12 protein-coding genes are annotated in these 14,805 nt (G+C 33.8%); 2 read left to right on the forward strand and 10 right to left on the reverse strand.

Annotated features, from left to right (window positions below):
* Positions 1 to 10 precede the first annotated feature (10 nt).
* Together ACKC83_RS17015 and ACKC83_RS17020 are read left to right on the forward strand one after the other, a co-directional pair.
* Positions 11 to 949, forward strand: a complete 939-nt coding sequence (locus ACKC83_RS17015; protein WP_434036457.1) for a carbohydrate kinase family protein — start codon at positions 11 to 13, stop codon at positions 947 to 949.
* A gap of 13 nt (positions 950 to 962) precedes the next feature.
* A complete protein-coding gene (locus ACKC83_RS17020; protein ID WP_434036458.1) occupies positions 963 to 2,696 on the forward strand; it encodes an alpha-amylase family glycosyl hydrolase in 1,734 nt (577 codons plus the stop codon).
* Positions 2,697 to 3,126: 430 nt separating this feature from the next.
* On the opposite strand, the gene ACKC83_RS17025 is transcribed toward ACKC83_RS17020, so the two are convergent.
* The 10 genes from ACKC83_RS17025 to ACKC83_RS17070 all read right to left on the reverse strand — a co-directional run bounded on the left by ACKC83_RS17025 (position 3,127) and on the right by ACKC83_RS17070 (position 14,805).
* Entirely contained in the window at positions 3,127 to 3,834 is a 708-nt protein-coding gene (locus ACKC83_RS17025; RefSeq protein ID WP_434036459.1) for a FadR/GntR family transcriptional regulator, read from the reverse strand.
* A gap of 42 nt (positions 3,835 to 3,876) precedes the next feature.
* Positions 3,877 to 4,683: a rhamnogalacturonan acetylesterase gene (locus tag ACKC83_RS17030; RefSeq protein WP_434036460.1), complete on the reverse strand. Its 807-nt coding sequence runs from the start codon at positions 4,681 to 4,683 to the stop codon at positions 3,877 to 3,879.
* A 1-nt stretch (position 4,684) separates the two neighbouring features.
* Positions 4,685 to 6,319, reverse strand: coding sequence for a glycoside hydrolase family 43 protein (locus ACKC83_RS17035; protein WP_434036461.1), 1,635 nt, complete (start codon positions 6,317 to 6,319; stop codon positions 4,685 to 4,687).
* A 19-nt stretch (positions 6,320 to 6,338) separates the two neighbouring features.
* On the reverse strand, positions 6,339 to 7,583 hold the full coding sequence (locus ACKC83_RS17040) for a glycoside hydrolase family 88/105 protein (RefSeq protein ID WP_434036462.1): 1,245 nt from the start codon (positions 7,581 to 7,583) through the stop codon (positions 6,339 to 6,341).
* A 34-nt stretch (positions 7,584 to 7,617) separates the two neighbouring features.
* Positions 7,618 to 8,682, reverse strand: coding sequence for a pectinesterase family protein (locus ACKC83_RS17045; protein WP_434036463.1), 1,065 nt, complete (start codon positions 8,680 to 8,682; stop codon positions 7,618 to 7,620).
* Between the two features lie 99 nt (positions 8,683 to 8,781).
* Complete coding sequence (locus ACKC83_RS17050; RefSeq protein WP_434036464.1) at positions 8,782 to 9,729, reverse strand: alpha/beta hydrolase; 948 nt, start codon at positions 9,727 to 9,729, stop codon at positions 8,782 to 8,784.
* A gap of 8 nt (positions 9,730 to 9,737) precedes the next feature.
* Positions 9,738 to 10,499: a rhamnogalacturonan acetylesterase gene (locus ACKC83_RS17055; protein WP_434036465.1), complete on the reverse strand. Its 762-nt coding sequence runs from the start codon at positions 10,497 to 10,499 to the stop codon at positions 9,738 to 9,740.
* On the reverse strand, positions 10,496 to 12,481 hold the full coding sequence (gene pelA, locus ACKC83_RS17060) for a pectate lyase (protein WP_434036466.1): 1,986 nt from the start codon (positions 12,479 to 12,481) through the stop codon (positions 10,496 to 10,498). Before pelA ends, ACKC83_RS17055 begins: the two co-directional genes overlap by 4 nt.
* A gap of 67 nt (positions 12,482 to 12,548) precedes the next feature.
* On the reverse strand, positions 12,549 to 13,775 hold the full coding sequence (locus tag ACKC83_RS17065; protein WP_434036467.1) for a glycoside hydrolase family 88/105 protein: 1,227 nt from the start codon (positions 13,773 to 13,775) through the stop codon (positions 12,549 to 12,551).
* Between the two features lie 4 nt (positions 13,776 to 13,779).
* Complete coding sequence (locus tag ACKC83_RS17070) at positions 13,780 to 14,805, reverse strand: DUF4861 family protein (RefSeq protein ID WP_434036468.1); 1,026 nt, start codon at positions 14,803 to 14,805, stop codon at positions 13,780 to 13,782.

The following is a 14,805-nucleotide window of genomic DNA, read 5'->3' on the forward strand; positions in this document are numbered from 1 at the left end:
ATTAAAAGAGATGAAAAATAAAATAAAAGATATAGATATTTTATGTATAGGCGAAGTGCTCATAGATTTTATTGGGCATCAAGCAGGAGTACAGATTAATAATACAAGAGATTATCATAGGTATTTAGGTGGTTCGCCAACTAATGTGGCTATGAATTCTGCCAGATTAGGATTGAAATCTGTATTAGTAGCAACGGTTGGAAGTGATGGTTTTGGTGAATATATCTTTGAAAGATTAAATGAGGTAGGCGTAAAAACCGATTTTGTTAAACAAGTTGAAAATGAACCCACAAGTGTCATTTTTGTATCAAGAACCGATAGCACTCCAGATTTTATACCTTATAGAAGAGCAGATTTTTGCATAACAGAAGATCAAATATCAGAAAAAACGCTTTCAACTACGAGTATATACCATACAACCTGTTTTGCATTAAGTAAAAAACCCGCTCAAACCACTATTATAAAAAAGGCTGGCGATGCATATCGGTTAGGTTGCAAATTAAGCATCGACATTAATTATTCAAAAAAAATATGGGACAGTCAGGAAGAAGCGCTAAGCGTAATTAAAGCATATTGCCAGTTAAATCCATTGGTAAAGGTTAGTGAAGACGATATGCTAAGACTTTTCGAGAAAGAATTACCACATAAAGATATATTTGAATTCTTTCATTCCCAAGGGGTGGATATTGTTTGCTTAACTTTAGGTAGTAAAGGGGTTAAATTATCTCAAAAGGATGAAGAAGTTATTCAATTACCAGCAATCCCAATAGACCTAGTGCAAGATGCAACTGGTGCTGGTGATGCGTTTTGGTCTGGGTTTTTGTTTGCTTATATCAAAGAAAGACCTATTGAAAAATGTCTAGAAGTAGCCTTGCAACTTGCCGCTTTAAAACTTCAAAATGTAGGTAGGTTGCCAGATAACATTAATATATTATCAGAACTTCTGTAAATCTTAAAAAGCAATGTCAAAAGAGAATAAAATAAGTAAAGGTGTTATGCTTAATGCCTATCCAGATAGCATAGGATGTAATTTACGTGATATAATAACGATGTTAAAAATGCCTGAATTTAAGGATGCCTTTTCGTTATTTTATGTATTGCCAACCTTCTTTAATAGCGATTTAGACAGGGGTTTTTCGGTTATAGATTACAACTTAAATGAAGAATTTGTTTCAGAAGAAGATTTAAAGGCTTTAGATGAACTCAATATTCAATTAAAATTCGATATCGTTTTAAATCATTTATCGGTAGCATCACCTCAATTTAAAGATTTGTTAGAACACGGAAATCAATCAAAATATAAAGATTTTTTTATTAACTGGAACGAGTTTTGGGAAAGACATGGTACTATGGATGCTGATGGTATTGTAATTCCTAAGAAAGAATTTATCAATAAACTATTTATGAGGAAATCTGGTCTTCCTATATTAAAAGTTATGTTTCCAGATGGGACTGAAAAGCCATACTGGAATACCTTCTATCAACAAATATCTTATACTAAAATAACGGAGATTGATTTGCTAAGTGTTAGCAGGTTAAATAGCCAGGACACTAGGTTTATTATAGATAAAGTAAATAAAGCTATTGAAGAAAACCAAGATTTAGAAGATCTGGATTTTGGAGATTGCAATGATGATAAAAGCGAGATATTGCAAATTGTAAATAAAAAACGCAATTATTTAGGGCAAATGGATGTCAATGCCAATTCTGAATTAGTATGGGATTTTTATGCTGATACACTTCAAAAAGTGAGCAATTATGGCGGTAAAATTTTAAGATTGGATGCGTTTGCTTATTTACACAAAGAAATCGGACAATCCAATTTTTTTAATAAACCAGGAACCTGGGAGCATTTGGAGCGCATCAAACAAATTGCAGATAAAAATGATTTAACACTCCTGCCAGAAATTCACGCAGAATACGGATTGCATTTGCACGATGAAGTCGCTAATGAAGGTTATCGAATCTACGATTTTTTCTTACCTGGCTTAACTATTCATACCATTGAAAACGCAAACTCTAAAGCACTTGTAACTTGGGCTAATGAAATTATAACAAAAGGCTATCAAACAGTGAATATGCTTGGTTGTCACGATGGTATCCCGGTACTTGATTTAAAAGGAAAAGAAGTAAATGGTAGATATAACAAGGGCTTGTTGGAAGACACCGAGATTGAAGCCATTATGAATAAAATCATGGAGCGCGGAGGTAGAGTTAAGAACCTATACGACCCATCTGGCAATAAAATTTCTTACTATCAAGTAAATGCCACGTTTTTTAGCGCTTTAGGTGAAGATGAGCAAAAACTATTGCTTGCCAGAGCCATTCAAATGTTTATGCCTGGAATTCCACAAGTATGGTATTTAGATATTTTTGCTGGTAAAAATGACTATGAGGCTGCCGATAAAGGCGGTAGTGCAGGGCATAAAGAAATTAATAGAACTACATTATCTCTAAAAGATGTTGAAGCAGGCCTTAAAACAAATATTGTACGTAATCAGCTTGAATTAATACGATTAAGAAATACGTCCAAAGCGTTTTTAGGAACTGTAACCATTAATGATTCAAATGATAGTGAAATTAATGTTTTATGGAAAAATCAGAAGGAGGTTGCACATCTAATTGCAAATCTTAAAAACCATACGTTTACCATTGATTATACTGAAGCGGGGCGGAGTAAAAAAACAACCTTTTGATAGTATATGTGAACGCTATTCTCCATTTTCACTTGGTAATGAAGTGTCCTTCCTGGCTACGTCAGGAAGGTTAAACGCTATGGGAAGCTAAAATTAGGGATTGAGTTCTAGACCTGTTTAGGTAAGCTCTTTATAAGAAATGGTACTTTTTCGGGAAATGAAGTGGAAATGTGCAAACCGGGTTATGAAAACGAATCACTTTCCGGAAGTAGGATGCCAAGTGAACGTATCGTTAAAAATAAAAGTTATAATAGAGTTTACTTGTTTCTCATTTCCCTAGGAATTAGCAAGCACTTAAAATAGAATCCAAAAGTATTATCTTTATATATCACAATTCTTTAAGAAAATAATTTGTCTATTATTATGATACGTCACATAAAATATAGAAGTAATTAAGTTAAATTTTATTAAAAAAATAAAAATAAGAATTTTACCTTTCAAAATTATTACATAATTCTACTAGCATTTCAAAATGGACCTCCATTGCTTGTATGGCTTCGTTAATGTTTTGACTTTTTATAGCATTAAAAATAGCTTCGTGATTTTGAATTTCTTTAAAAGTCACATTTTCATTACAAACACGAGTTTCTTCAAAAAATAAAATAATTTTAGGTGTTATCTGTAACATTAAAGCATTTATGGTTGTATTACCACTTGCTTTTGCAATAGCCAAATGAAACATCAAATCTTCTTCTACTGCATTTTCTCCGTTTAAAACTTTAGTTTTATAGTCTTTAAGAGCTTCTTCTATTTTATATAAGTCAGCCACTGTTCTTCTCTTAGCTGCCAAACTAACTGTTTTAGCTTCAAGCATTAAACGTGTTTCTACAAGGGATAAAAAATCGTCTTTTACTAATGTTACAATATCTTCAAGGATACCATTAATTGCTGTTTTTCCAATATTTTCTACAAAAGTTCCAGATTGGGGTACTGATTTTAGAACGCCATAAAATTCTAATTTTTGAATAGCATCTCCAACACACTTTCTACTTACATTAAACATTTCTGCTAACACCCGTTGTGAAGGTAGTTTATCCCCTAATTCTAAATTCTTTAGAGTGATATAATCCTTTATTTTAGAAATAATTATATTCTGAACATCTATTTGATTGTTTATTTCGGTTATCTCAAAATTCATGGGTATTAGTATTGTCTCTTTAATTATATATTTATATTAAATTTATTTTTCTGTCGTTTTGAAATCTTTTAGTTTCTTCATTTCCTCAAACACTAATCCTGCAATAATTATAGCCCCAGCTGTTTGAAAATGCGTGTTATCCGACTGGCCTTCTGGATAATTGTTATATTGTCCTGGAGGCAAATTCATAAAATAATTCTGAGTCACAAAATCTTCACCTTTTTTAGTAAAAAATTCTCTAGATACTTTATTTAAATCAATGAGTGGAACTTGCATTTCTACGGCTACTTCTTTAGGAGCTTTATCGTATTCCCCGTGTACATCTTTTAAAAAACCATTTTCCCAAGGGTAGTTTCTCGCTACAGGAGTTAAAATAATAGGATGTGCTCCCTTTTCAATGGATTGAGACACAAATAATCTTAGAAACTCTTTATATCCTTCTATATCTACGTAACGTTCAGGTTTATTTTCAGCGGCATCATTATGACCAAATTGCATGATAACAATATCATCTTTCTTTAAATTACTATATACAGCACGCCAGCGTCCTTCTTGAAAAAAAGTTCGTGTACTTCGTCCTCCTCTAGCTCGATCATCCACAAAAACACTATCGTTTTTTATTATTCCGTTTAATGTTTCAATGCTATCTCTAGTAAAAAATTGCTGAAAAACTTGTCCCCAACCCGTTAAAGGATATCTTGCTTTCATATAATTTTTACCTGGATCATAATTATTGCTATAATCTGCCATAGTAGAATCTCCTATTAAGTAAACAGTAGTTACTTTTTCTTGCTTCTGTTGAAAGGCAAGACTTGAAAAACAGATAATCAATACTATTAATTTTTTCATTTTATTTACTAATTTTAAACCAATCTACATCTGCATAGCCACCACGTTTTGCTTCTTGTGAACTAACACTAAACAGCCCGACTTTAGCTCCTATCCATTTCCCTGGTAAAGCAGTAAAAGGCTTCCCTATCTTTATAAATTTATTTCCTTTTTCTGAATACCAAAATTGACAAATAGCATCGATACCTTTTCCAATAACTTCAACTCTAAAAAAAGCCGCATCTCCATCTAATTTCACTATTTCATTAATATGTTCCACACCTCCTTTATTTGCTTCTTTAGCTTCCGTTTGTTGGAGATAAAACCCATTATCTTTATTGGTAATTTGTAAAGTAGCATAATCCATTCCCATAACAATTAATCCCGCAGTCTTGCCTTCGGTAGCTTCTTCTGGAACTAACTTTATCTTTGTTGTAGCTATAAAGTTCTTAGCCGGAAATTTTTGCAACAATAAATTAGGCACCATCCATAAATTTGTAGCATCTTCTGGAGTTTTTATTGAAAATAATCTTAAATTATCAGAGTCTCGCATTTTAGCATGCCATAATATATTGGGATTGGCTTGAAATTCCCACTGTAAACCAATGGTATTACCTGTAAAATCATCAGTTTCTTGAGGCGTGCTTATCGGATAGGTTTTACCTACATTCGGTTTTTTGTGAGTTTTTACGGGTTCGCCAACGCCATTACCATCTAAATCTTTTCCCATAACTGGCCAATCATTTTCCCAAGACATAGGCTGTAAATGTACAATTCTACCATAAGCCTCTACATCCTGAAAATGATAAAACCAAGATTCTCCATTAGGCGTATCTACCCACGCACCTTGATGTGGTCCATTAATGTCTGTTTGTCCTTGTTCAAGAACTACTTTTCTTTCATAAGGGCCATATACATTTTTAGATCGCAATACTAATTGCCAACCTGTAGCAACACCTCCTGCTGGTGCAAATATGTAGTAATATCCATTTTTTTTATAAAACTTGGAACCTTCTACAGTAGCATCAATTTCATGTCCGTCGTATACATGGTGACCTTTATTAATCACCTCAGTTCCCTCTGCATTCAGTTCTCTCACTGTAAGTAAACTTTTAACACCTGCTCGACTTCCAGCCCAACCATGTACTAAATAAACTCGTCCATTGTCATCCCAAAGAGGAGAGGCATCAATTGCCCCTTTAGCCTCCATTACAAGAACAGGTGCATCCCATGCACCAAAGGGATCTTTAGTTTTTACCATATATACCCCAAAATCGGGATCACCCCAATAAATATAAAGTTCGTTATTATGATAGCGAATACTTGGCGCCCAGACACCATTTCCGTGCTGCGGGATATTATAATGATCAAACGGCACTTGTTTTTGTATCGCATAGTTAACCAAAGTCCAATTTACCATATCTTTTGAATGTAAAATAGGTAGACCTGGTGCACAGTTAAAACTAGAGGAAGTCATAAAATAATCCTCTCCAACCCGAACAACATCCGGATCTGAATAATCTGCATGAATAATTGGGTTTTTATACATCCCATTTCCTAAATCCCCAACCCAAACCTCTGAAACGTATGGCTTGGAATTTTGAGAAAACAAATTAAAAACACAACATACAGTTAAGATTAAAATATATTTTTTCATTTTATTTTAATTCTAATTTTTATTTATTTAGCTCTAAACTCGCCATAATAAATGGGCCAGTTCCTTTGGGATCATTAGAGCGTATAATTTCATTTATATAATAGTCGTAAGATCCATCTCTGTATGGGTCACCTCCTAAACCTGCTACACCACAACATTTATTAAGACTTACAATACCATCTTCATCTACAGAAACAAGATTTTCTATTATACCTGAATATCCTTTTTCTGCAATCTTTAAGTAAGATTGAGCTAAATATCCTTTTCTAACCCCTTTAGCCAAAGTATATATAAACATAGCAGTTCCAGTCGCTTCTAAATAATTACCTTCTCTATTCCCTTGGTCTAAAACTTGGTACCATAAGCCAGAATCGTCTTGAACTTTAGTTATAGCTTCGGCATATTCATTTAAAAAGGATGTCAATTTTTCTCTCCCAGGGTGATTTTCGGGAAGAACCTCTAATACATCTACCAATGCCATTCCATACCACCCCATACCTCTAGACCAGAAGTGTTGAGAATTTCCTGTTTCCTTATTTGCCCATCTTTGCTCCTTACTTTCATCCCAACCATGGTATAATAATCCTGTTTTTTCATCCTTGCTATGCTTTTGGATTAATTCGAATTGCAGGATGACTTCATTGTATATTTTATTTACTTCCGCTTGATCTTTTACGTATTTTTTTGCAAATCTTACATGAAAAGGTTCTGCCATATATAACCCATCTAACCACATTTGGTTCGGATATATTTTTTTATGCCAATATCCCCCTTCTGAAGTTTTAGGTTGAGAATCTAACTGTGAATTCAATGTTTCCATTGCAATTTTAAAACGCTCCTCTTTTGTTTTCGGATACAAATACAGTAAAACATCTCCCGATTTAATCATATCTAAATTCTGATTAGATAATTTATAGGTTTCTATGGTTCCAGTACGATCTATCATATCGTTAGCATAACCATAGATATAATCATAAATTTTCTGATTTTTAGTCTGCTCATAAACCCGTGCAGCCGCATCTAGTACCAATCCGTTTGTATAACTCCATTTAGGCTTGTCTCGAAAGTCTAATAATTTTGGATCGGGAAAACGAACAATCTCTGAAAGCATCATACGCTCCGACCATTTTAAATGTTCAGGAATCATTTTATCAACACGCGTTTGAGTATCCACTTTTGCTGCTTCATTGTTCTCTTTACAACTTGTAATTAGTAAACAAAACACCATTAAAGTTTGAATACTGGTTCTTAAATTTAATTTCATTTCTTGCTATTTTAAATAGGTTCTTAGTCTGTTTTTATTTCTTTGGAACCCAATTATCGGCTCCTTTTAAAACGTTATTTAAACTATATTTTTCACTCTCTTTTTTCGATAATTGCTTAGACCATGGCACTCTTTTATTTGAGGCTCCTGGACCTTTGGAATAGTATTCTGCATAAAATGTAGTTTGCTCTGCATTAAGTTTATTCCAATTATTCCAACCTTCCGGTTTGATCTGTTTCCCTAAGGTGCAATTAATAAAGATTGTTTTCGCATAATCTCTCCAAGGTCTTCCCAAAAAGAAAGTATGTTCTTCTGCATTCCCTGTAATAACACACTCATTAAAGACTAAGCCAAATTCTGTTTCTTCACTGGTAGATGCAGCGGTTATATAGCCGCTTGGACTTTTACAATAAATTTCACAGTTTTCGAAAAACCCTGTAGACCAACCAAAAATAAAATCGACAGTACCTTCTATATAACAATTTTTATAATATTGTCTACTATCCTTCCCGTGTAGATACAGTGTGTCCTGATTCCCTAAAAACTTACAATTGTAAAAAGAAACACGATCTCCGTCAATCCGAATCGCCACAGCCTGCCCTACTTGGCCGGCACTATTTTCAAAGGTTATATTTTTTGCTTTAAAATCATTTGCAAACACAAAAAAGGAAGTCGAGCCTGTAGTTCCTACTTCTTCTCCAAAAACATTATGTTTTTGGGCATAATCATCATAAGTTAAGACGGTAGTTTCTTTATTTTCTCCAATAAAAGTCACATTGGTTTTAGATGCAGGAAGCACTAATTTTTCTTTATAAATTCCTGACTTTATAAAAATTTTAGTTTCCTTTTTCCGAAAGTCGGGAACAGCATTTATTGCGTCTTGTACCGTTGTAAAATCCCCTGAATTGTTTTTATCTACAATAAAATCGTAAGTTTCATTTGCACTTAAAAATTGGTTTTCTGCGTTGTATTTTGAAGAAAACACATTCGAAAAAACAGTCTCTGAAATATTTACTTTATAAGATGCGCCCAATACCTGCTGTAAAAAACACAACTGGATTAGGAAACATCTAATCATTATTTTCAAAAAATAATTCATAATTAATTTTTTAAATTCAGGTTAAATCGCTCAATATTTATCATTTAGTATTCTTTTTTCACAACCCCTTTTCCAAGTCATGTCTTTAAATATGCTTATTCATTGTAAAATAAATCCATTGGATTTTAACCAATTTTCGCAATCTATTTTCCAAGGTAAATACGCGCCATCCTTGACTAAACCTAAGCCATGACCTCCCTTTTCGAATACATGCATTTCTACGGGTACATTATTGTTTTTTAATGCTAAATAATAATTAATACTATTTTCAACAGGGACAGACGAATCATCTGTGGCATAGACTAAAAATGTAATCGGAGTATTTTTATCCACATTCAATTCATTTGAAAATTTCAAAATAGACTCGGCTGAAGGTGATGCTCCTAATAAATTAGTTTTAGAACCATTGTGAGCTATTTCCTTTTGCATAGAAATAACTGGATAAATTAAAATGGAAAAATCGGGTTTTGCGCTAATTTTATCAGAAACATACACCGTTTCATTATATCGTGTGGATAATGTAGACGCCAAATGTCCCCCAGCCGAGAATCCTAACACACCTATCTTATTTAAATCTAATTTATATTCTTCAGAATGCCTTCTTACGTAACGCATCGCTTCCTGAGCATCTTGCAATGGGCCAATGGTTTTATCTTCCATAATGGCATCGTTAGGTAAACGGTATTTTAACACAAAAACGGTAATTCCTAATGCACTTAGCCACTTTCCTACTTTAGCGCCTTCCTTATCCATGGCTAGATGATTATAGCCTCCACCTGGGCACACAACAACAGCTACACCATTTGCCTTATTCTGTTTTGGAGAATAAATCGTTAGAGTTGGCAAGGATACTTTTGAGGTACTACTTAATACACCATCCTTATAAATTGGTAACTCCTTATACGTGACATTAGATATTGCATTCGGAATTTCTGTATCCCAAAAAGATACTATTTTTGAACTTTGACTATAAAGTGAAGACATTATACTTACACCAAACAGCAAAACAAAGGAGTAATAACACTTATATAAATTCTTTTTTATCATCGCAAATTTCATTTAAAATAGGTTGCCAATTCAGGTACTTTTTGCTTTATTTCTGAAACAACCAATGCACTTATTTCTGAAGCGCCTTTAAAAGACAAATGCGTATCATCTGCTTTACCTTCAGGGTAATATTCAGTCTCACCTGGTTTAAAATGGAGATGAAGTTCTGCTGATTTTTCTGGTCCATAAGTCATTTCTAACGTTTCAGAATACCACTGTAAATCTATAAATTGAACATTTAAATCTTCTGCAACCATTCGTGTCACTAAGGGGTATGCTCCATGCGAATCGATTAAAGAACCATATTCATTAAAATCACGTCTTACAATAGACGAAAGCAATATAGGCACCCCTTTCTTTTCCCGTGTTTCATTTACAAAACGTTCCAAATTGTAGCGGTATTGAGTATAAGGATTAGTATACCGAGAAGAGTCCTTTATTTTCTGATCGTTATGTCCGAATTGAATGAACACATAATCTCCAGGTTTTATTTTGTCATAAATACTATCCCAGCGCCCTTCATTAATAAAACTACGTGAACTTCTACCATTAACTGCTTTATTTTTTATCGTAGCATTTGTGTTAAAATAAGTCGCAAAAACTTGTCCCCAGCCATACTCTGGATTCGTCTCTGGATTTTTCTTGTTGGCCATGGTAGAATCACCTATCATAAACACAGTTATTGGTTTTTCTTGAAAATCACTATACGCACTAAGAGTAATACATAAAACAATTACACATGCAATTTTAATATGGTTTGAAAAATTCATTTTAGCCATTCTGTTTCTGAATTAATGCCAAGAATATTCTGTATAGAATAAGTTTCGGCTTCTTGTTTTGTTAATTGATGAGACCATTTTACTCGATTTTTTAAGGGTGATCCCTCTCCATAATTTTTGTATTCCGCATAAAAACCTAAGGTTTCAGCTTCTGGTTTATTCCAATTATGCCATCCTTCTTCCCGAATGTGTTTTCCTAAATCACAATTCATAAAAACTGTTTTAGCATAAATACGCCAAGGGCGACCTAAATAAACGTTGGTAACACCCTGATTTGCGGTTAGAGTACAATTTTTAAATACAAAACCGTATTTAGATAGTCTAGCGGTAGAGGCTGCCGTGATAAAAGAATCGCTCTTACTTCTAATTTCACAATCGGAAAAAAGAGTAATTGCATTCCCAAAAATAAAATCTGTAGTACCTGTTATTAGACAATTTTTAAACCATTGCTTATTTTGTTCACCGGTAAGGTAAACCGTGTCTTGATTTCCTAAAATATTACAGTTTTCTATAACACATGCATTAGCTCCAACACTTAATGCAATCGCCTGCCCAACTGCTCCCGCTGAGTTTTCTATCGTCAAATTTTTTATTTGTGTATAATTGCCTTCCACTAAAACCGTACTGGTATGAAAGGTGCTGTTTCTACCAAGATTTACACTATCAAAATAATCGTTATAGGTGATAATAGTCTCTGCCTTATCTTCTCCAATTAATGTAATTTTAGGATTCCACTCGTACACATGTACCTTCTCTCTATAAATTCCTTTTTTAATAAAAATTGTAATTCGATCGTACGGGAATGCTTTACTATTATTTATAGCATCTTGAATATTATTATAATCCGCGCTACCATCTTGAGCTACCGTGACATTATAACTATCTTTTGGATGTGGTTTTAGATTTTTTTTCCAAGTCGGATATTGTTTTAGCACTTGATTCGGATTTGTATTATACCAAGCATACCCTGCTCGACGCTCTTGTTTAATATCCATTATTGAAGCTTTCTTAATTCCATCTCGGTCACAGAAAAAAGGCGTATTATCTTCTAAGTCCATGAAGCGTGCCCATAGTGGTTTAGCATTAGGATCCTTAACATAACGTTTTTCCTTTAGTCCTTCCGTTGTAATGTAGCGTTCTTCCTTTAAACCTGTTATTTTAGTTTTTTCTAACCAAATTACTGCCGCTTCAATAGAACGTTTAACATCATCTGACGGGTTTTCAATGGTCATTAAAAGCGACACAATTTGTGCTGTATCTACACCTCCTAAAGATGGTAATTCATAGGCCCTTGCTTTTGCTGGCTGAAAGGTAACTTCGTCGTGTTGAGCACACCAACCTGTTAAAGTACCGTGTTGTTTGTATTGGGTTTTTATAATACAGGATAGACCTTTATTAAATGCTAATTTAGTTTTAGACAATGTTGCAGAATCAACTTGAATTCCCAAGTTTTTGGATCCAGTATTAATGTCATTTAAAATGTTCATCATATGAACCATAGCACCGTCATTGTAAGTGATATGAGAATAATACCCTTGTCTTAACGGATAATACTGTGGCCATCCACCATTTGAATATTGTGCTTCCAAAATATAATCTAAGCCATTTAAAAAAGCGTCTTTATATACGTCCTTTTTTGTTTTCTTATAAACTTTAGACAGATAAATCATTTCCAGAAACGTTGCACCATTATCTATGGTACACCGATTAGAATCGGATTTTGAAGCTGTTAATTGTAGTTTTTCTTCTTCTGAAAGCGATTTATGCATTGCAGTATTTTTATGCCACCCTCCAATATCTTTCTGATAAAGCAATACATTATCCGCAATATTTTGAGCCTCCTTAGTAGCATACCAACTATCGTCCATATCCAGAACGATAGCGCTCCAAGAATGATCTAATACTTGTCCTTGTACACTACCGACAAGAAAACACACTATTATTTTTAATATAAATTTTCTGAAGTATCCCATATGCTTTTTTTTAATCAATCCTTTACAAACCTTTATTATAATAGTGTGTTTTTACACCTTACTTAGCTTATTTCCCTAATTCTAAAGCTCCTAAAATAAAAGGACCTACGCCTTTAGGGTCGTTATCTTTTTTCTTTTCATTTACATAATATTCGAAAGAACCAGAGCGGTAAGGATTTCCGCCTAAACCTGCAACTTGACATACTTGTGTTAATGTTAACTGCCCATCTTCAGCGACTTTAATTAAATCTCTTGTCATACCTTCAAAACCTTTTAAAGCAACATCCTTATATTCTTGTGGTAAATACCCTTTATTTGCACCTTTTGCAAACGCGTATACAAACATGGATGTTCCTGAGGCTTCTAAAAAGTTGCCTTCTTTATCACCCATATCGGTTACTTGATACCATAAACCAGACTCGTGTTGGTATTTAGTTAAAGCTTCTGCAAGCCCATTTAAATATCCAATAAGCTCTGGGCGTTTAGGATGATCTTCTGGAAAAAAATCTAACACATCTACAAGTGCCATAGCGTACCATCCTAAAGAACGCGACCAAAAGTTAGGAGATGTTCCTGTCTCTTTATTGGCCCAGTCCATAGCTTTACTTTCATCCCAACCATGGTATAATAATCCAGTTTTAGGGTCTAGGGCATGTTTCTGGATTAATTCGAATTGCTTGGCAACGTCATTTAAATTTTTACCACCTTCAAAAGTCGTGGTGTATTGTGCATAAAATGGAGATCCCATATATAAACCATCGAGCCACATTTGACTTGGATATATTTTTTTATGCCAAAAACCACCTTCAGAAGTTCTAGGTTGTTCTTCTAATTGTTTTCTAAGAGTTTGTAATGCTATAAGATATTTTTCATTCTTTGTGTCATTATAAAGATCAAAAAGCAAGTTCCCTGCTACAATCATATCTATATTATATTTTGATATGTTGTAGGTTGCTATCGTACCGCTACTATCAATTAAAATATCGGCATACGCTTTAACATAATCGTAATATTCTTGTTTATGAGTTTCTTTATAAAGCTCCTCGAAACCGGTCAAAACAAGGCCGTGAACATAGTCCCATTTTGGTTCTTCTTTATGATCTATTTGATAGGATTCAGGGCTACGTTCCATTTCCGATAGCGCCATCCGTTCAGACCATTTTAAATTTTCAGGAACAATTAATTCTTCATTTGTATCAATTGTTACGTCTTGAATTAAGCTGTCTTTTTTAGCTTCTTTACAACATATAAAAACAAGACCTAATGAAACTAGATATAGAAATGACTTTTTCATGTGATTATAATGAATTATTAGAATTTAAATCTGTCAGTTTTGAATTAATATAAGTAAGAAAATCGGCTTTGTTCGTAATACCGTTTTTCTCTTTTTCCCATGCTCCTAGGAAATAAAACGAAATAGGTTCTGTATTTGGTTTAAAAATAACAAGATGGTCATCTTCACCTGTTTTAACTTCTGCTACGTTATCTACTTTATAAAACAGAGCCATTCCTAATTGATCTGGAACTAAAGTTTGTTCGCCATACGTTGCAATATATGCCCAAGTTCCCGTATTGTCTTCACTTTTAATAAGCCCTACATTATGATCTACAATTCCTGTACAAATCCCTTCAATAGCTTTCGAAGCTTGAATGGTGTGCTTTGTAATTCGAGACTCTGGTTTAATGCTTAGCACAGATTTTAAATCTATAATCTTGTTTGCAGTTTCCCAACCCTGGTAATCGATATGCACAGTTGATGCCTCTACAGTATTATTAACAGCTACAGAAGTTTCTTCAACGGTATTAAAGTGTAAAACTTCATTATTTACATAGCGCCCAATAGAACCAATTCCCATAGATTTACCTGCTTTAAGAATGTCCATCCCCCAATCATTTAATTCATGGTAAGAATCGAAACCATCCTGACCAATATGAGATAATTCTAAAGTATCCGAAACTTTTCCAAAAATATCTATGGCATTTCTCCAGTCTAAATATAGTCTGTACCCAACTTTATTACTTTCCCAGCCTGGCCCTTCATATCTTAAATACCAAGAATGGTCGGTATGTTCTTTTGGTACAGTAAGTTCCGATACATTTTTAAAAGAGGTTCTATTACTATACTCCTTATGTCCTCTAGGGCCATCTGTCCATTCTCCTCCTTGAGCAATGGAAATTTCGGCATAGGTTGTAGGCAATACCACTTCTGTTTTGGAAGTTACTTCTTCTATTTTCTTGTCCTTTTCCTGAGGAGACTTAGAATCTTGTTTACAAGAAAACAGAAGCGTTAAACATGCTAATGGAATAAAATAAATTGTTTTCAT

The sequence above is a fragment of the Formosa bonchosmolovskayae genome (assembly GCF_051016085.1).
Classification (GTDB): domain Bacteria; phylum Bacteroidota; class Bacteroidia; order Flavobacteriales; family Flavobacteriaceae; genus Formosa.

Coding starts and splice junctions, on each gene's coding strand:
- pelA (WP_434036466.1), bottom strand. CDS start 12,481: ATGGGATACTTCAGAAAATTTATATTAAAAATAATAGTGTGTTTTCTT.
- ACKC83_RS17040 (WP_434036462.1), bottom strand. CDS start 7,583: ATGAAATTAAATTTAAGAACCAGTATTCAAACTTTAATGGTGTTTTGT.
- ACKC83_RS17030 (WP_434036460.1), bottom strand. CDS start 4,683: ATGAAAAAATTAATAGTATTGATTATCTGTTTTTCAAGTCTTGCCTTT.
- ACKC83_RS17020 (WP_434036458.1), top strand. CDS start 963: ATGTCAAAAGAGAATAAAATAAGTAAAGGTGTTATGCTTAATGCCTAT.
- ACKC83_RS17050 (WP_434036464.1), bottom strand. CDS start 9,729: ATGATAAAAAAGAATTTATATAAGTGTTATTACTCCTTTGTTTTGCTG.
- ACKC83_RS17065 (WP_434036467.1), bottom strand. CDS start 13,775: ATGAAAAAGTCATTTCTATATCTAGTTTCATTAGGTCTTGTTTTTATA.
- ACKC83_RS17015 (WP_434036457.1), top strand. CDS start 11: ATGAAAAATAAAATAAAAGATATAGATATTTTATGTATAGGCGAAGTG.
- ACKC83_RS17070 (WP_434036468.1), bottom strand. CDS start 14,805: ATGAAAACAATTTATTTTATTCCATTAGCATGTTTAACGCTTCTGTTT.
- ACKC83_RS17025 (WP_434036459.1), bottom strand. CDS start 3,834: ATGAATTTTGAGATAACCGAAATAAACAATCAAATAGATGTTCAGAAT.
- ACKC83_RS17055 (WP_434036465.1), bottom strand. CDS start 10,499: ATGAATTTTTCAAACCATATTAAAATTGCATGTGTAATTGTTTTATGT.
- ACKC83_RS17035 (WP_434036461.1), bottom strand. CDS start 6,319: ATGAAAAAATATATTTTAATCTTAACTGTATGTTGTGTTTTTAATTTG.
- ACKC83_RS17045 (WP_434036463.1), bottom strand. CDS start 8,682: ATGAATTATTTTTTGAAAATAATGATTAGATGTTTCCTAATCCAGTTG.